The organism is Nitrosomonas marina, from assembly GCF_900111605.1.
Lineage (GTDB): Bacteria > Pseudomonadota > Gammaproteobacteria > Burkholderiales > Nitrosomonadaceae > Nitrosomonas > Nitrosomonas marina_A.
Genome location: NZ_FOIA01000020.1, coordinates 1 through 19,255 on the forward strand (window position 1 = coordinate 1; position 19,255 = coordinate 19,255).

The 19,255-nt window shown below is 45.4% G+C and carries 12 protein-coding genes; 2 read left to right on the plus strand and 10 right to left on the minus strand.

Annotated elements, in window-relative coordinates; translation table 11 throughout:
• Positions 1-578: 578 nt before the first annotated feature.
• The 4 genes from BMY62_RS09845 to BMY62_RS09860 form a co-directional block, all read right to left on the minus strand.
• Complete coding sequence (locus tag BMY62_RS09845) at positions 579-2,126, minus strand: APC family permease (RefSeq protein ID WP_090659223.1); 1,548 nt, start codon at positions 2,124-2,126, stop codon at positions 579-581.
• 179 nt (positions 2,127-2,305) lie between these two features.
• The gene (gene mgtE / locus BMY62_RS09850; protein ID WP_090659122.1) at positions 2,306-3,667 is read right to left on the minus strand and encodes a magnesium transporter; all 1,362 of its coding nucleotides are present in this window, start codon (positions 3,665-3,667) and stop codon (positions 2,306-2,308) included.
• 254 nt (positions 3,668-3,921) lie between these two features.
• Entirely contained in the window at positions 3,922-4,848 is a 927-nt protein-coding gene (locus BMY62_RS09855) for an alpha-E domain-containing protein (protein ID WP_218142966.1), read from the minus strand.
• A complete protein-coding gene (locus BMY62_RS09860) occupies positions 4,845-6,296 on the minus strand; it encodes a circularly permuted type 2 ATP-grasp protein (RefSeq protein WP_090659124.1) in 1,452 nt (483 codons plus the stop codon). The genes BMY62_RS09855 and BMY62_RS09860 overlap by 4 nt, the downstream gene beginning before the upstream one ends.
• A gap of 165 nt (positions 6,297-6,461) precedes the next feature.
• Here BMY62_RS09860 and BMY62_RS09865 point away from each other — a divergent pair, with 165 nt between their 5' ends.
• Positions 6,462-7,196, plus strand: coding sequence for a proteasome-type protease (locus BMY62_RS09865; RefSeq protein WP_090659126.1), 735 nt, complete (start codon positions 6,462-6,464; stop codon positions 7,194-7,196).
• Here BMY62_RS09865 and BMY62_RS09870 read toward each other — a convergent pair.
• From BMY62_RS09870 to BMY62_RS09880, 3 genes are all read right to left on the minus strand, one after another.
• Positions 7,165-8,295 carry a zinc-binding metallopeptidase family protein gene (locus BMY62_RS09870; RefSeq protein ID WP_090659128.1) on the minus strand — a complete coding sequence of 377 codons (1,131 nt, stop codon included), beginning with the start codon at positions 8,293-8,295 and terminating at the stop codon, positions 7,165-7,167. The genes BMY62_RS09865 and BMY62_RS09870 overlap by 32 nt on opposite strands.
• Before the next feature lie 340 nt (positions 8,296-8,635).
• Positions 8,636-10,087 (minus strand): PAS domain S-box protein, encoded by a 1,452-nt coding sequence (locus BMY62_RS09875; protein WP_256207549.1) that lies wholly within the window; start codon positions 10,085-10,087, stop codon positions 8,636-8,638.
• 24 nt (positions 10,088-10,111) lie between these two features.
• Positions 10,112-12,535: a two-component system response regulator gene (locus BMY62_RS09880; RefSeq protein WP_090659130.1), complete on the minus strand. Its 2,424-nt coding sequence runs from the start codon at positions 12,533-12,535 to the stop codon at positions 10,112-10,114.
• Positions 12,536-13,204: 669 nt separating this feature from the next.
• Between BMY62_RS09880 and BMY62_RS09890 the strand changes: the two genes are divergently transcribed.
• Positions 13,205-14,926, plus strand: a complete 1,722-nt coding sequence (locus tag BMY62_RS09890) for a flagellinolysin (protein ID WP_090659134.1) — start codon at positions 13,205-13,207, stop codon at positions 14,924-14,926.
• A gap of 174 nt (positions 14,927-15,100) precedes the next feature.
• On the opposite strand, the gene thrC is transcribed toward BMY62_RS09890, so the two are convergent.
• The 3 genes from thrC to BMY62_RS09905 form a co-directional block, all read right to left on the minus strand.
• Positions 15,101-16,513: a threonine synthase gene (thrC, locus tag BMY62_RS09895; protein WP_090659136.1), complete on the minus strand. Its 1,413-nt coding sequence runs from the start codon at positions 16,511-16,513 to the stop codon at positions 15,101-15,103.
• 80 nt (positions 16,514-16,593) lie between these two features.
• Positions 16,594-17,907 (minus strand): homoserine dehydrogenase, encoded by a 1,314-nt coding sequence (locus BMY62_RS09900; RefSeq protein WP_090659138.1) that lies wholly within the window; start codon positions 17,905-17,907, stop codon positions 16,594-16,596.
• An 80-nt stretch (positions 17,908-17,987) separates the two neighbouring features.
• Positions 17,988-19,214: a pyridoxal phosphate-dependent aminotransferase gene (locus BMY62_RS09905; RefSeq protein WP_090659139.1), complete on the minus strand. Its 1,227-nt coding sequence runs from the start codon at positions 19,212-19,214 to the stop codon at positions 17,988-17,990.
• Positions 19,215-19,255 lie beyond the last annotated feature (41 nt).

The following is a 19,255-nucleotide window of genomic DNA, read 5'->3' on the forward strand; positions in this document are numbered from 1 at the left end:
TTGTTCATGTGTTGTCATCGGCCATCCTCCTGTGAAAATATTCGAGGATAACCAGTTCAATTTCTAATTTATATATGGTGGGGCTAAACGCTTACCCTTCAATTCGTATTTGACGAGTTCAACAACTATTTTGGAGGGATTGAGAAAACTGAAATAGTTGGTTTTTATGTGGAAGCTAATCCTGGAATGTTGAAGTTTGATAATTCGACGATTGAAAATAAGGTACAGAATATAGATGGTATTTTTGCTGTAGTAATTTTATATAAATAGTCAGTCCTGAAAATATACCCAAATAATTGATATTAAATATAAATAGCTGTATTTTTTCTGTTTGAATCGACCGATAATGTTAAAACAATCAGTCAGACCTGAAAAAGTTTCTTCTGAAAATTTTCAGCAAAACTTTCTTAGGTTTGACTCACTGCAGTCCCGTTTAGGGGCTTAACTCGTTGAAATTATTAAACAAACAATTCTCATGTCTTAGGCAAATCTTAACGTTTAATTTTTCATTTATTTCAATAAGTTATAACAACATTGGCTTCAAGTTAACGGGACAGCAGTGGGTTTGACTACTTAAATCAATACCTGTTTTTAACGATGACACTACCGGCAATACGCTTGTCTTCGCTATCCAGAACCATATGGGCTCTTTCAAGTGGCAATGTCTCACCGCGGAAAAATCTGGGCTCATACAGATTCCATAACAGCATCAGGACCACACCAAACAGCAGCGTGACGACACCGATGATAAAAACGGCCCCAACACCAGCAATCGAGCCACTGGAGCCGTAACCGGGGTCCATCATGTTCCATGTCTGAAGCACTGCCACGGCAAACAGAATTACGGCAGCAATTGCAGGCAAAATGACTTGCAGTAACGCCGTATGCCAGTGGGTGAAAGCTGTTCGAAAAAAATAAAGTGCACAGGAAGATGCCGCCACAATATAAAAAGTACACACTGCTATGCTGACACTGAGGATCGTGTCTTCTACAATTGATTCACTGATCAGACTCAACGTAGTGTAAATAATCAGCGTCATCAAACCGATCGTCCAGGTAGCAAATTTTGGTGTATGTGTCACTTCATTGACTGATGCAAAATGCGATGGAATCGCCCGGTACGTTGCCATTGCCAGCGCTATCCTCGCTGAAGGCATGATTGTAGACATCGTTGCCGAGAATGCGGAAACACAGATAATTACCGCAGCAACCAGCGCGCCATTCGGCCCTATAATATTTGTCGCGAGCGTCGTAATGCTGGAATCAATATTGTTGGCATGCGTCAGGCTGGATTCATCATTTGCATCGATTCCAGCGTAGGATAGCGCCGCAATCGAAAAGACAACATACGTAAAAATTGTAATACTCATTGCAATGACGCCACTGCGCCCTGCTTGCTCGGGGCTGCCGTCAGTTTCCTCTGACATGGCTAGCGACGCATCGAATCCCCAGAAAATAAATAATGCAATCATAAAGCCCTTGAGAAATACATCGAATGATGGAATCGCAAACGGGTTAAACCATTCCCACGAGAACGGTTCTGCACTGTCCAGAGCCTCACCCTGCTGAACACGTGCAAACAGTATAACTGCCAGCAAAATCAGAATGCCGTATTGCGCAAAAGTTAAAATCATTGTGGTTTGCGACGACTCGCGGGCACCCAGCGCAGTTAAATACGTCGTGCTGAAAATAAAAACGAGAGCCACGCCCAGGTGAAACCAGACAGGCGTATCACTCATGTTAAAAATAACAGCAACTGAGATAACAGTGATCTGAGTGGCTGCAACACCTGCCAGTATACTGCCCAGTAATAACGCCCATCCGCCAAACCATCCGACTTTTGGACCGATTGCCTTTGTTCCCCAGGTAAAAATTGTACCGGCATCGGGTGCAGCGGCTGTAAGATATTTATACGACAGTGCAACAAAGAACATTGGTATCACAGACAAAACAAATACGACTGGCAGTTGGTAACCGCTGCCGGCGGCGCCATAGCCCAGCGCACCAGCCAACGAATAAGCCGGTGCAGTCGCTGCAAGGCCAATGGTTACCGCTGCCCACCTGGATACTGATCCTTTTTGCAGCCCCTTGGCCTTTAGTCCGTGCATATGTGTTTCTTCGTGCATTTCTACCTCGTCGTGTTGAAGACCTACCATCCAAGCTCTTAAAATTGATACAGTGTTTTTGGCACAACCGCGAACTGCTCAAGATTTCAAGATGGGCACATTCTACCGATTCTCGTCGCCTGATAAAAAAAATTTAATCGAGTACTGGCAATCAATTAAACATTAGTTTTCAGCCCCGTTCACAGAAGAAAATAAGTAGCCAGACCCAGAAAACTCATAAAACCAACCACGTCTGTAACAGTCGTTAAAATAACCGCTCCAGAGAGCGCCGGATCAATATGCATGCGCTGCAGAATCAATGGAATGGCAATTCCGGATGCTGCAGCAGCAACCAGATTGATAATGATTGCCGCTGCAATCACCATACTGATTCCGATATTCTGAAACCACAACCAGGCCATCACCGCTATAACCACTGCCCATAACAATCCGTTCAAAATGCCAATGAATATCTCCTTCCGGGCCAGCCAGAATCTATTGCCACTGGTAATCTGATCGAGCGCAAGTCCTCTTATGGTCAATGTCAGTGTCTGACTGCCGGCGATTCCGCCCATACTGGCCACGACTGGCATCAGTACGGCCAGCGCTACAATCTTGTCCAGTGTATCCGTGTATATTCCAATCACCCACGCTGCCAGAAAAGCCGTGATCAGATTGATGCCAAGCCAGACAGTACGACGCTTGGTGCTGCTGATAACCGGCGCAAACAAATCTTCTTCTTCATCCAAACCATCGCGCCCCAGAAGCGTACGGTCTGTTTCGGCACGCAAAATTTCCATGGCATCATCCATCGTGATACGGCCAATCAGCCTATTATTCAGGTCTACAACCGCCGCTGAAACCAGGTGGAATTGTTCAAAAAAAAGTGTTACCGCATGTTCATCATCAGTTGCGAGAATAGCCTGCTGCTTTTCCATCACATCTTTAACGAGTATTTCCCTGTTATGTGTCAGCACTTTGTTGAGCAACAGTTTTCCCTGGTAAAATCCAGCTCGGTCTATCACCATCAATCCATCCGTATAATCGGGCAATTCTTCGTGTAATTGCAGATAACGCAGTACGACTTCAAGGGTGACATCATTTCTGACAGTAATGACATCCTGACTCATCAGACGCCCTGCCGTACCCTCCTCAAATGAAAGATTGGTCTCAAGCCTCTCAAGAATTTCATCGGGTAATTTTTCTTCTATGGACTGACGAACATGTTCCGGAAACTCTTCGAAAATATACGCCAGATCGTTTGCATCCATCTGCTCTACAGCTGCAACCAGTTCATCGGGTTTCATGGTGATGATCAAACTGTTTCTGACCTCATCATGCAGAAATGAGAGCGTTTCAGCTTCCTGCGATTCGGGTACCAGCATCCATAGCTGCATCCGTTTTTTTGGTGGCATGGCTTCAAGTATGTCGGCCAGTTGCCCGGGATGTATTACTTCCAGCAAAGTACGTAATTGTTCATATTCCTGCTCTTGCAGCAATTCAAAAATCTGATCCAATGAGATTTTTGCTGTTTCGCCTGATGGATTATCCTGTTCTATCATTGCGTATATTTCCTCTATTGAGTGAAATTATTCTACTATTACCGATCACACTCTGATCAAACCTGACCTGCAACAATAAACGACGATACAAAGACCCCGTGCACTGAGAATTTGTATTTTTTCTATTACCGGTTCTGGCTGATGCTGCATGCAATCCGATGCAGACTCATACATGTATGGTATGGATATTTAATTAGCAGAACATAGATGTACTATCACACTATTGGTAACAGTAGTGCTGCGGTTAGATTCTGCTAAAAATAATTTTTACTGATGCTATCGTTGATTTTGATGACGCCAAGCTGAAGCTCATCAATAAATGCATGCAGTTTTTCCTGGTTGAATTCCTGAAGTTTGGCCTGCAACAGCTTTTTTTGTAGCCGAGTCAGTATTTGCAGTACTTTTTCCTTGCGCGGCAGATTGTTCAAACAGTTTCCAACCTGGCATAACGCATGATTAAAGGATCGCGGAAAATTTTCCTGCAGCAACAGGAATTTTAATACATCAGTTCGGCGGATACGTTGATGCACGTTGCGGCGATACATCTGGTATGCTGTCAACGACTTGAGCACACTCACCCATTGCAGATTTTCGAACGGCGTCAAATCTTCGGGCATATCCGGCAGCAGAGTGGCGGAGCGCACATCAATAATACGCGTTGTCATATCGGCGCGTTCAAGATTGCGTCCCATACGTAGAAAATCATATCCTTCGTCATGCGTCATGGTTCCGGCCAGCATGCCGCTGACAGTCTGCACGCCCAGAATAACCGAACGCAAATAATCGTATCGGTGTCGTTGTGTGACGACGCTTCGCGCATTAGCCTTGGAATTCAAATGCAGTGTATTGACCTGCTCCCAGGCCTCACGCGGGATAATATCGCGGATTGTCCGGGTATTTTCGCGCGCCATGTTCAACGCGCTGAGAATCGAATCGGGATTACGGGTATCGGACACCATAAAACGAATCACACTGCGTTCATCCGCTTCATCATACAGATTGTAAAAGTAATCGCGCCGACTTGAGATATCCACAATCGGCTCCCAGCCAAGTCGCACGCGTTTAGGCAGATCAAGCAGCAGGTGGGTATTGACATTAATCAGCCGGGCCGTGTTCTCAGCCCGTTCCAGGTAGCGAGCCATCCAGTATATCCGGTTGGCAACACTCGATAGCATCGTCATGTCGCCTCCATGTCTACAATCCATGTATCTTTGCTGCCGCCACCTTGCGAAGAATTCACCACCGTCGATCCTTTACGTAAAGCGACGCGTGTCAGACCGCCGTTGGTCACGTTAACTCTCTCTCCACTTAAAATAAATGGACGTAAATCCAGGTGGCGCGGCTCCACGTGATGGTCGACCAGCGTGGGTGCAGTGGACAATGTCAGCATCGGTTGTGCAACATAATTGCGAGGATCCCGACGGATCAGACGAACAAATTTTTCGCGCTCGCTTTTACTGGCCTGCGGCCCGATCAGCATACCGTAGCCGCCGGATTCGTTCGCGGGCTTCACAACCATAGTATGAATATTCTCAATGACATGTTGCCGCTCAAGTTTATTGATGCATTTATAGGTTGGCACATTGGGCAATATCGCATCCTGGTCAAGGTAATATTTAATAATCTCTGGTACAAACGCGTAGACAACCTTATCATCGGCGACGCCGGCACCAGGCGCGTTGGCCAGCGCGACCTTACCGCATTTCCAGGCACGCATTAGTCCGGGTACGCCGAGCAAGGAATCCGGATTGAACACTTCCGGATCGAGGAATAAATCATCAATACGACGATAAATGACATCTACACGCGTCAGCCCCTCAATTGTGCGCATGTATACAATATCATTTTCCACTGTCAGATCACTGCCTTCGACCAGTTCAGCACCCATCTGCTGCGCCAGGTAAGCATGTTCGAAATAAGCTGAATTAAAGATACCCGGCGTCAATACAACAATCTCCGGTTGATCGCCCGGTCGTGGTGATAAGGCAGCCAATGTATCATAGAGCTGCGATGGATAATCATCAACCGGCAGAATATTATTCTGTTCGAACATTTCGGGAAACAACCGCTTCATTACCAGCCGGTTCTCAAGCATATAGGAAACGCCCGAGGGCACGCGCAAGTTATCCTCAAGCACATAAAAAGTGCCATCCTTGTCCCGCACCAGATCGGACCCGCAAATATGTGCCCAGATACCAAGCGGTGCCTGAACACCGACGCACTCGGGTCTAAAGTTTTTGGAATCCTGAAGTAATTCAGCGGGAAACACGCCATCCTTAACGATACGCTGCTGGTGATACAAATCATCGATGAACAGATTGAGCGCCTGTACACGCTGCTCAAGGCCGGCTTCAACCCGCAACCACTCACGCTTATCTATAATGCGCGGAATCATGTCAAATGGCCAGGCACGATCAATAGACCCTTCTTCTTCATTATAAACAGTAAATGTAATACCCATTACATGAATAGCAGACTCAGCCGCGACTTTATACTCTTCGATTTCGTTATCTTTGAGCGAACGCAGATAACTACACAACGCCTGAGCAGCTGGGCGCGGGCGACCGGTTGCACGAAGCAGCTCGTCATACAGATTTTTTACTTTATAACTTCCCCAGCGAATTGCCATAGTAATTATTCGTTTCGTAAATATCGGAAAAAATCAGCGCTTCATTCTCATGCGTGATTTCAAAAATCACCATAAATCACTATAATAATTTCGATTTTAACATGCGGCATCGTTACTTTGACAACCGGGCCTTTGATCCGCATTTATTTTACGACTCATTATTTTATGACTTATTGTCTGGCAATCAGCGTTAATAAAGGTCTTATTTTTGCTTCCGATTCAAGAACCAATGCTGGTGTTGATTATGTAACGACATACAGCAAAATGCATTCTTTTGTCTGGCCCGGCGAACGCGTCTGTGTATTGCTGACCGCCGGGAATCTTGCCACATCCCAGGCAGTCGTAAACAACATCAAAACCGGACTCGCTGCACAGGGCTCCGGCATGAATCTGCGCAAAGGGAAGTACCTGCATGAAGTCGCGCACTACGTGGGACAGCTCAGCCAGGCGGAACAACGCGAGCATGCAGATGCGCTGCAAAAAAGCGGCAACAGCAGCGCGGAGGCCAGTTTCATTCTTGGCGGACAAATTGCCGGGCTGGCGCCGGAAATTTATTTGATCTATCCGCAAGGGAACTACATCAGTGCCTCACCGGAAACACCCTTTTTGCAAATCGGTGAAAATAAATATGGAAAGCCCATTCTGGACCGGATTATCACACCGGCCACATCCCTTGAAGACGCCGCACGGTGCGCGCTGGTTTCACTGGAATCGACGATACGCAGCAATATATCAGTTGGACCGCCTCTGGAACTGGCTATCCATACAATCAACGAACTTCACGAGCCAGTCCGTATGAAACTGACGCTGAACTCTCCGATGTACAAATCTCTCCAGAAGCAATGGAACGAAGGTTTGCGCGATGCTTTCAGCCGGTTACCACGTTTTGACTGGGAGTAGGCGCCGGAAATGAACGCAGGCCCGCATTCAGTACAATGTCATGTATAAACCGCAGCTTTGCAAGTGTAACATCAGTGATTACAAAAGGATAAGCATCATCCATACCCATACTGCGATTTAACGCATTCATAGCAACAGACAGCCGGCACCAGTCATCCAGTAGCGAATCAAACACGGCAGTTGCAAAGGGATTATCGCCCATATGAGCACCGACACCGGGTTGTGAAATATCACTGCCCTGAATTTTGAAACCGTAATCATGTGCAGTTTCGACAGTATCCAACATATGCAGGTAGTGCGCCCAGGTTTCAGCCCAGTCTTCCCATGGGTGTACACTGGCATAGGCACTGATCCAATTCTGCTGCCATGAGGGGGGCGGCCCATACTGATAATAATCGGCTAATGCCTGTTGATAATTTTTCCGCTCATCGCCAAACAATGCGCGAAAATCCGTTATTTTATCCGTATTCTCAATCAGGTATACCCAGTAATAATGACCCGATTCATGCCGGAAATGGCCCAGCAGGGTGCGGTAACGCTCATTCATCTTGTCACGCATTTCAATACGCGCACTGTGGTCCGCCTCGCGCAGATTGATGGTGATTTTTCCCGAATAATGACCGGTGACGACATTCTGATTGGCAGTTACAGCAGTATTAAACTCCCCATACTCGTTTATATCCTGCAAAAATTCAAAACAGAGTCCGCTGTCCGGATCCTGTTCACGGTCGATGACAGGCAGGTTCAGATTATATAAAGTGTAAAGCAATCTGCGTTTGGCCTGCTCTACACGGAACCACAACGCCACATTCTTCGCCTCGGTGAGGTTCGGGATGAGATGATTCAGACGACAGGAGACACATAATGAATGTGCATCTTGCTCCGGAACCATCCAGTTGCATACATTGTAATCAACACTGTTTTTGCATTGTCGATAAGGCTGATGATTTGATACGGCCAGCCAGGTATCTTTATCTAAAGGTTCCAAAGCGCTTAATGTCCGTTGATCGGGCAAATAACCAACCATTCGGCCACATGCCAGGCATTGGCTGTTCTCAAAATAGAGATTGTTCCCGCATGCGCACCGAAAAGTTTTCAAAGCATCACCCTAAGATATCGATACAAATTAGATCAGTATAATGTAAAAAGAAGGCCACAGTATCTATTACTCTTTAATTTGGTATCGCCGGGTTCAGTGAACTTGTCAGTGTTCATGGCAAGACGTGTCTTGCAGGAAATAGTCGTTCTATTACCAAAAGACGCAACGCAGTCCATGCTAAAAATAGAATTTAAAACGATAGATACAGATCGTATTCCGACTCATCGTATAAATATGATAATGAAGCACTGGAATCAGCATATTGAACGGCATTGTTGATACTTTGTTTCAGCGTCAGTGCATAATACCAGGCCATCTCATTCGCTGCGCACAGTTCCGGTTAACTTGTATCGGTCGAATAAGGAAGTATCAGGGAAAAACTCGTCGGATTTTTTCGCTGAATAATCAATTCCGCCGATATTTGCTCGCTTAATAACTGTACCAATTGCAGGCCGAGTGTCGAAGCTTGGTCAATATCAAACTCTTCCGGTATGCCAACACCATCATCCGCAACTCGTAGTTGCAGTCTGCATGAATCCAGATACTTCAGGCTTACATCAATGTTTCCGGATTCACGTCCAGGAAAAGCGTATTTCATTGCATTAGAACAAAGCTCATTGATGATCAGTCCGAGCGGTATGCTGACGTCAATCGATAGATAAACCGGATCGGTATTAACATTCACCTGAAATTTAGCGGTATCCAAAGCATATGAATATGACAGCGTATTCATGAGTGAAACGATGACACTGGCAAAATCCACTCGTGAAAAATCCGAAGACTCATAGAGTATCTGATGAATGAGGGCCATGGATTTTACCCTGTTTTGACTTTCTCGCAACACGGATATCACCGAATTATCAATAACCATGTCTGACTGCATTCCAAGCAAGCTGTCGATAATTTGCAGGTTGTTTTTCACCCTGTGATGAATTTCTGCCAGCAGCAAATCCTTTTCTTTCAATGCTGCTTTTAATTGTTGCTCCTGATGCTTCCTCTCTGTGATATCAATTACCGATGCCAGCACCATAATTCCACGCAGCGACTTGATTGGATTCAACCCTACTTCGACCGGAAACTCTCTGCCATTTTTATGCAAGCCAAAGAGATCTCTTCCATGACCCATAGCACGCGTAGTTGGCTGCTCCATGAATTTTGTTCTTAATTGAGGATGAATCGAACGGTGTGGTTCCGGTATCAGGATTTCTATCGACTGACCGATCAGTTCCTCACGGCAATAACCAAATAACGATTCAGTTGCGGAATTTACCATAACAATTATGCCGGTCTGATTGGTCATGATCATACCATTGGGTGAAGCTTCCACAGCCAGATGTATCATTTCTTCAGCCTGTTTTCGATCAGTCAGATCGACAATGGCTGCCAGCACCAGAACACCCTGTTCAGTTTTAACCGGATTCAACCCCACTTCAACGGGAAATTCCCTTCCATCTTTACGCAAACCGTATAGATCAGATCCATGACCCATTGGGCGCGATTTCAATTCTTTGATATAGACTTCGCGATATTCAGGATGATGTTGGCGGAAGCGTTGAGGTATCAGCTTTTCGATCGGATGACCGATTAATTCCTCTCTCGAATAGCCAAACAGTTTCTCCGTTGCCGAATTCACCATGATGATATGACCCTCTTGATTCGTCATTACCATACCGTTTGGAGAAGCTTCCACTGCCAGACGCATCATATCTGCAGTATTATTGGCATCACTGAATCGAGTCACCGCTGACATAACATCCCCTTGCATACCGATCATCTCAATAAAAAACTGCATACATGAAACTTATTACAGTCCGCTTTAATGATAATTCGCTTGACTTTTTATCAATTCGGTAATTTTGCCCGGCAGAACCGGCTTACTGAACAAAAATCCCTGGAATTCGTCACATCCATGCGCATCCAGAAAATCTACTTGTTCCGGGAACTCGATACCTTCCGCAACGACTTTTAGATTCAGTTCCTTGCCAAGCGCCAGGATCGCCGAAGCTATTGCGCAATCATTTTTATCATGGGGGATATCCTTTATAAAGCTGCGATCAATTTTCAGTTTATGAATTGGCAGATTTTTCAGTGAGCTCATGCAGGAATAACCGGTTCCAAAATCGTCAATCGAAATTGATATCCCCGATTTTTCGAGTTCCCTCAGATGCGCATTATCAACCAAATCATCCTGCAGGCAGGATTCTGTTATTTCTAACTCCAGTGAGTGCGCCGGCAACCCATATTGATGCAATAATTGATCAATTAATTTTGTTAGCCTGGCGTCTGAGAACTGGCGTATCGACATATTGACAGCAATACCCAAATCAGAAAGTCCTTCCGACCGCCATACATTGAGCTGGCGACATGCCTCGGCCAATACCCAGTTTCCAATTTCTACCATCAACTTGCTGGATTCTGCAACGGGAATAATCTCTGACGGAAACAATAATCCCTTCTCAGGATGCTGCCAGCGAATTAATGCCTCAACACTTGTAACTTTTCGGTCAGATGAAGAGAATTGCGGTTGATAATGAAGAATAAATTCATTTCTCTCAAGAGCCTGGTACAACTCACGCTCACGCATCAAAAAATGACTTGCCTTTTGGGTAAGGCAGGGGTGATAGTATGCATACATGTTCCGGCCACTGCTTTTGGCCTGATACATAGCAGTATCGGCCATTTGCACGAGTGCATCGTGGTGGTCGGAATGTTCCGGATAAACGCTGATACCGATGCTGCAGGACGGTATGATTTCCATGCCCTCAACAATCACCGGCGCAGAAAGACAATCCAGAATTTTTTCGGCGATCCTGGTCAGCGCGTCCTTAGAATCAACATCTGCCGCAATCACAATGAATTCATCGCCGCCAAGCCGCCCAAGCGTATCGCTTTTTCGCAACTCTGACTGTATTTTTTGTGAGATAAGACGCAACATATTATCACCGGCCTTGTGTCCGAGTGTATCGTTGATGCGTTTGAAATTATCGAGATCAATAAACAGGACCCCCAGTATCAACGATTCCCGCTTTGCCTTTTCAAGCGCGAACTTTAGCCGATCCATCACCAGCATGCGGTTAGGTAAATTGGTCAGGCAGTCATAGAAAGCAATTCGAGCTAACTGCTCCTGTGTTTTCCGTACGGTCGTGATATCCGATATCATTACAACCGATTGGTCGTCATCATCATTCTTAACAGGTATCCGGCCGATATTTATCCAGATATACATTGCTTCTTTATTTTTTTTATATGTCTTGATTTCACCCTGCCAGTGGCCGCTTTCTTCAACGTATCGCCATAAACGGTTATAAGCACTTTCACCCAGAAAGCGCTCTGTAAGAAATGTCAATTCCTTGTCGAGAATATCGTTTTCCTCGAACTCGGTAATTGTATAAAAAGCCTTATTGGCACAATGGAATTTTCTGTTCTTCAATAATATAATTCCCTCCGTCGCACATTCGAAAACGGTCGCTGCCTGTGCCAGGCGGTTTTGTACATGCCGGATTTCAGTCGTTTCCTGTAGAACCCCGATTACCTGATATTTATACGGCTTTGTACTTATAAATGATTTTCCGTATAATTTGTACCAATATTCTTTTCCTGAATCCGAATTTACTCGAAATTCTATTTCCTCAGCAGCCCCTTTATTAAGCCGCAGTTTCTGAATAAAGTCCGACACTTTATTTTTATCACGTTTATCGATTGAAAGATCGAATTTTTTCCAGTCAGATATTGGCTCAAGATTGCCATTCTGGCTTTTACTCAAAAATATTTCATTTTTTTCTTCTGTCGCTTCCCATGTTCCCAGGCGGGCTGCTTCGAGCGCCAATCGAAAATGTTCTTCACTCTTGGCAATTCTTGTATCGTTCTCAAAGCGCTCCATGCTGACTTGGATCATGACGTGCAATTCACGGTCGGAAAACGGTTTTAACAAATATCCATAAGGCATGGTGGCTCTCGCTCTGCTCAGCGTTTTTTCTTCAGAATAAGCCGTCAGATAAATTACAGGAATACTGTGTTTTTCCTGCAGCCTGGCAGCCACTTCAACGCCATCCATTTCCCCCTGAATATGGATATCCATGAGTACCACACTCGGCAACTCCTGACTGATCAAGGCAAAAGCCTTGTCCCCACTTGCCGCAGTACCTATTACATCGTATCCCAGTTTGGTCAAACGTCTTTTCAAATCGAGTGCAACAATTTGCTCATCTTCCACGATTAAAATCTTAATGTGTCTGTCCATACAATTTCCTGACAAATTAGAGCTGGCCGTTATGATATCGTTAAAGAGTCGTTCAAAAGGATGGTCAGCCGGGAGTCATCAGAGTTCAGCCAACCAATAATTACATAAATAAAACGGGATCAGGCAAATCAAAATATTCACTCTATTCACATACAATTATGAAGATCCCACCGCACCCAATTGATGGATTCTACTTTGAGTAACGCTGTATATCAATTATTAAGCGATAATATCAACCTGATAGAAAAAATGTTTAACTGACTGATTTTTCTTTTTATCCAAAAAGTGATTCAAGCTGAGAAGGATCGATATTCAACTATATTTTCCCTGCTGCCGGTAATCCAGCAGCATTCTAACCAGTCTTTATTATTGAACCGAATATGCAATGAATGCTTCTGGTAAGTGAAGAATGTATCTATCCCCTGCGGCATAGCAATCAACAGCCGCTGGATATTGAATGAGCCCTGCATTTACGGAATTACAGAATTGAGCACATGAGACACTCAGGCCCATGATTTATATCTTTTAAATCATCTCATTCACACCTATAGAATGTCGAATCCAACCAACCTTCAAGTTCATACTGCGAATATCATGTGCAGCTAAATAAGTCTTTCAGTTTTCCGTTGATACAAACACAATCATTATTTAATTAATTTCTCTGAATTAATGAGCCTATCAATCAACACCAATATTGGTGCATTAAACAGTACGCGCCATTTATCGATGACAGAAACGCATCTGAACCGTGCGTTGGAACGGCTGTCATCGGGATTGCGTATCAATAGTGCTCGCGATGATGCTGCCGGTCTGGCGATATCTGAACGCATGACTTCCCAGATACGCGGTCTGAACCAGGCAACGCGAAACGCCAACGATGGTATTTCCATGTTGCAGACTGCAGATGGCGCGCTGGGCTCGATATCAGACTCATTACAACGTGTTCGCGAACTTTCTATTCAGGCAGCAAACGCCACCAACAGCCTCAGTGACAAAAAAGCCTTGCAGGAAGAAGCCAACCAGTTGATTCAGGAAATAGAAAGAGTTTCATCAACAACTGCATTTAACAGCGAAAAAGTGTTTGACTACACGGGAGGCAGCGTTCTGGGTGATTCCAATCAGCTCGCCGTAGTGTACGGTTTGCAAAATGGCTGGCTGGAGCAGGCAGAAAGTTTAATTCAGCAATATTACGGAATCACAGCCGATGGCGCTGACATTGAAATCGAATTGACAACGTTTACAGACGGAGCCGGTGGTGTAGCTGCACAAGTGGCAGGTATGATACCCGGCAGTTTTACCGGAAAAGCAACCGACGTCAAACTGCAAATCGACATGAGCGACTTTACGCCGCCCAATTTACCTAATGGAGGCACCGCACCATTCTACAATGACAGAATCATAGCGCATGAAATGGTCCACGCGGTTATGTACCGCAGTATGAACATCGCCTCAATGTTCGACCCGGCGGTAGATCAAATATGGTTTCTTGAAGGTGCTGCCGAATTTATTCATGGCGCTGACGAACGACTGCAATCATCGATAAATAGTATCGGGATTGGTGGTGTCATGGCACTGGCTGGTAATTTTGGATCTGCAGGCGGCGCATGGGGTGGCAGTTCAGATGAATATTCAGCCGGATATGCAGCTGTCGGTTATATGCACCAGCAGATCAAAGCAAATGGGGGTTCAGGCATAAAAGATGTCATGACCCATCTGAATCAAAATCAAAACGCAACGCTGAATGACGCCATCAATGCCGCTTCTGGTGGATTATGGGCCAGCGCCGATGCATTTAATGCGGATTTCGTAGCCAATGGAGCCGCTTATATTGCCGGTTTAAATCTGAGCGATGAAGATACCGGCGCAATAGGTGGTGCTAACGTGGACGGCGGCGCCATCAGGACAGCGGAGAGCGTCATACAAAACAGCAGTTCCAGAGGTGGAACGAATCCATTGAGCGGATTCAATGAAGTATGGGAAAATATTGCGCTCTATGTACCGGGTAATGAAAAAACCTTACAGGTGGGTGCCAATAAAAATGAAACACTCGAGGTATCATTTGGTGCAGTCAATGCCGCGGCAATGAGTATCAGCGATATTGATCTTGTCAACAATGCCGGCTTTGCCACTTTTAAAATGGATCTCGCATTGGATCACATCAATAAAGAAAGAGCCAGAATAGGCGCACAACTCAATCGTCTGGAATCAACTATTACCAATAACCAGATCAGTTCGGAATCCTTGACAGCGAGTCGGTCTCGCATTCAGGACACTGATTTTGCGATAGAAACTGCCACGATGACGAAAACACAAATCATGCAGCAGGCAGCCACGGCCATCCTCGCACAGGCAAATTCGAGCCCCGAAATGATGCTTGCTCTACTCAGGTAACATCAATTCAAAGAAATCAAACAAAATCGAAACCATCCAGCAAAGTTACGTTGCCACGTTATATCGCCTGACCCTACAACATTCCGTCAGGTCACTCAATCAATTCCTTCGTGACATTTCAACTTGTTTAGCGCATATTCCAAACCTGATCACGCATATGCTTACTTTCAATATCTAATCTTTTGAGTGCTCTGCGATATAAGCTTTTATCGCTTCCACGTCCACGTCTTTGATTACATATCGCTGCGGCAGGTTTTCCAGGTTTTCATAACCCGCAGGCCGCGGTGGTTCCTGTCCAATGGCTTCTTGTATGCTTTCAGAAAATTTGGCGGGCTGGGCGGTTTCCATGCAGATAAGCGGCACATCCTGCTCACGTAATGCCTGACCAACCCTTAATCCATCTGCGGTATGTGTATCTACAAGCACTTGATATTTATCGTAAATCTCTCGTATTGTAGCGATGCGGGCCGCATGATTGCTGTTTCCGGAAACAAAACCGAAATCCTTGATTTTTCTAAACAATGACAAATTAGACAAATCAAAAGCCTGTCCCCTGTCAACAGCAGACCATAGCTCGGTAACTTTTTCTGCGTCCCTGCCGGTCAGATCATAAACGAAACGTTCAAAATTGGAAGCTTTAGAAATGTCCATTGACGGACTGCTGGTATGTTTTGTTTCACGTGTTGTACGCGGTCGGTAAACACCTGTTTTAAAAAATTCATCCAGCACATCATTCTCATTTGTCGCCAGAATCAGCTGCCGGATTGGCAATCCCATCATGCGCGCGACATGGCCCGCACAAATATTACCGAAGTTGCCGGAGGGAACTGCAAACGACACTTCTTCTTCATTAGACTGTGTCGCTGCAAAATAACCCTTGAAGTAATACACAATCTGCGCCATGACGCGCGCCCAGTTAATCGAATTTACCGTACCAATCCGTTGAGCCTGTTTAAATGCATGATCGTTACTCACCGCCTTGACAATATCCTGGCAATCATCAAAAACACCACGAATGGCGATGTTGAAAATATTTTCTTCCTGCAGTGAAAACATCTGAGCAGTCTGAAAACGGCTCATTTTCCCATGCGGGGATAACATAAAAACACGAATACCCTGTTTCCCACGCATTGCGTATTCTGCACTTGAACCGGTATCGCCCGATGTCGCACCCAGAATATTGAGCGTCTCACCGCTCTTACCAAGCGTATATTCAAACAAATTGCCAAGCAATTGCATGGCGATATCCTTGAATGCCAATGTAGGTCCATTTGACAGCGCCAGGATATGAAAACCGGGTTCCAGCGTCTTGAGTGGTGTAATATCGTCACTACCAAAGATCTCTTCCGTATAGGTACGGGCGATTATCTCCTGCAGATCATCTGCGGGAATATCATCGGCAAAGCGTGACAGAACCTCAAATGCCAGCGACTGATAATTCATGCCGCGCCAGGTTTTCAATTCATCAGCATCTATTTTTGGGTAGGCTTCCGGAATCGCAAGCCCGCCATCTGGTGACAGACCGCTGAGTAAAATTTCTGAAAAAGATTTTGGCGGCATACCACCACGTGTTGAAATATAGCGCATCTCGAATTAATTCAAAATTTTAAAACACTGCAATTACGATACGTTAGCAATCGGCAATCGCAGATTGGATATATATCTAATCAGTCATTTAATTCTTCAATACGAATACGCGTCACTTTTCCCATCACCACGGGTAAGGCTTCTATTGACTGAATTGCTGTATTGGTGTTCTTTTCTGTAGTTCTGTGGGTCAGCAAAATAATATTTACCAGTTTGCCTTCATCAACACTTTCCTTCTGAATAAAAGCGCTGATGGATATATCGCATTCCGCCAGTAAGCGGGTGATTTCAGCCAGAACACCGGGTTTATCGATGACCTGTAATCTCAGATAGCAGGCTGACTCAACTGCATCCATTGGCAACACAGGTGTGTCTGACAGCAAATCCGGTTGAAACGAAAGTGTCGGCACACGGTGCATCGGATCAGCCGTCTGCATCCGTGTGACATCAATCAAGTCCGCAATCACTGAACTGGCTGTCGGCTCAGCACCAGCGCCCGCACCGTAATACAATGTTGCTCCAACGGCATCCCCCTTGACGACAACGGCATTCATGACGCCTTCTACATTGGCCATCAAACGGCTTGTCGGCACCAGCGCCGGATGAACGCGTAGCTCAATACCCTGTTCAACACGCCGTGTGATACCCAGTAGTTTAATACGGTAACCCAGTTCCTCGGCGTAGCTGATGTCTTCCTGTGTCAGCTTGGTAATTCCTTCTATGTAAACCTTATCAAACTGTACTGGAATACCAAAGGCAATCGCAGACATAATGGTAATTTTATGCGCAGCATCAATACCTTCAATATCATAGGTTGGATCAGCTTCAGCATAACCCAGCTTTTGCGCTTGCTCCAGCACCGGCGCAAACGGCAGTGATTTTGCGCGCATCTCGGACAAAATAAAATTTGCAGTTCCATTGATAATTCCTGCAATCCATTCAATCCGGTTGGCTGTCAGACTTTCACGTAACGCCTTGATAATTGGAATGCCACCAGCTACAGCGGCCTCAAACGCAACCATGACGCCTTTTTCGCGTGCTGCAGCAAAAATTTCAGTACCATGATTGGCCAGTAACGCTTTATTAGCGGTAACCACATGTTTACCTTGCCCAATTGCCGCGAGTATCAGGTCTTTGGCTATGGTTGTTCCCCCGATCAATTCGACGATGATATCAATTTCTGGATTGTTTACAACATCCTGCGCATTATCAGTAACCGTCTCCCCCCCTTCGGCAATGCTACGAGCCCGATCCAGGTCCTTGTCTGCAATCATGGTCACTACGATACCCCGGCCTGCACGACGCGCAATTTCTTCCTGATTACGTTTTAACACGGTGTACGTGCCACCTCCCACGGTTCCAACACCAAGTATGCCAACTCTTATCGGTTTCATCATTTCAGTACTAAAACAATCCTATTGAATTAAAAATTAAGTCCCATGCATGAATATTCAGAAAAAATGCATGGCTTGCATCAGGTTGCATGCCGCTTACGATAGCGATGCAGAAAATGGGCAATACGACTGATGGCTTCTTTCAAATCATCTATATTTGGTAGGAAAACCACGCGAAAATGATCAGGGTTCATCCAGTTGAACCCACTGCCCTGCACAACCAATACTTTTTCCTCTAGTAATAAGTCGAGTATCAATTGCTGATCATCCATAACCGGATAAATTTTGGGATCCAGTTTTGGAAACAGATACATTGCTGCTTGAGGCTTATAGCAACTGACTCCCGGAATATCGGTAAGCAACTCCCAGGCGACATCGCGCTGACGTTTCAGGCGACCGGTTGGCAGTGTCAGATCGTAAATACTTTGATAACCGCCGAGCGCAGTTTGTATGCCGAACTGTGACGGCACGTTCGCACACAACCGCATGGATGCCAACATATTCAGGCCGGCAATATAATCCTCGGCGTGATTTTTTTCTCCCGAGACAATCGCCCACCCGGAACGAAATCCGGCTGCACGATAATTCTTTGACAGACCATTAAAAGTGATAAACAGAATGTCATCAGCCAGTGATGCTATAGAAGTATGCGTCGCGTCGTCATAAAGGATCTTGTCATATATCTCGTCTGAGTAAATGATCAGCTGATGCTGGCGCGCAATTTCTATCAGTTCGAGCAAGAGCGCCTTGGGATAAAGTGCACCCGTCGGGTTATTGGGGTTTATAATGACAAGAGCGCGTGTACGATCATTGATTTTAGATCGAATATCATCCAAGTCCGGCAACCAGCCGGCTTCTTCATCACAGACGTAATGTCTTGCGACACCTCCGGAGAGCACGACTGCAGCCGTCCACAATGGATAGTCGGGCATTGGAATCAGCACTTCGTCGCCATTATTCAACAGCGCCTGCATTGCCAGCACCACCAGTTCTGAAACGCCGTTGCCAATGAAAATGTCGTCCATCTGGACGTTGGGAATTTTTTTCTCCTGAGAATAATGCATGATCGCTTTGCGCGCTGCAAATAAACCCTTGGAATCGCAATACCCGGAAGCTGCCGACAGATTATGAATTACATCCTGCAGGATTTCTTCGGGCACTTCAAAACCAAACGTGGCCGGATTGCCAATGTTAAGTTTGATAATATGATGGCCGTCCTCTTCCATTCGTCGAGCACGTTCTAGTACAGGACCACGAATGTCATAGCAGACATTGGCTAATTTGCTGGATTTTGTTATTGATCGCATGTTCACAAAATTAATCGTCTGTTGACCTGATTCTTGCTACT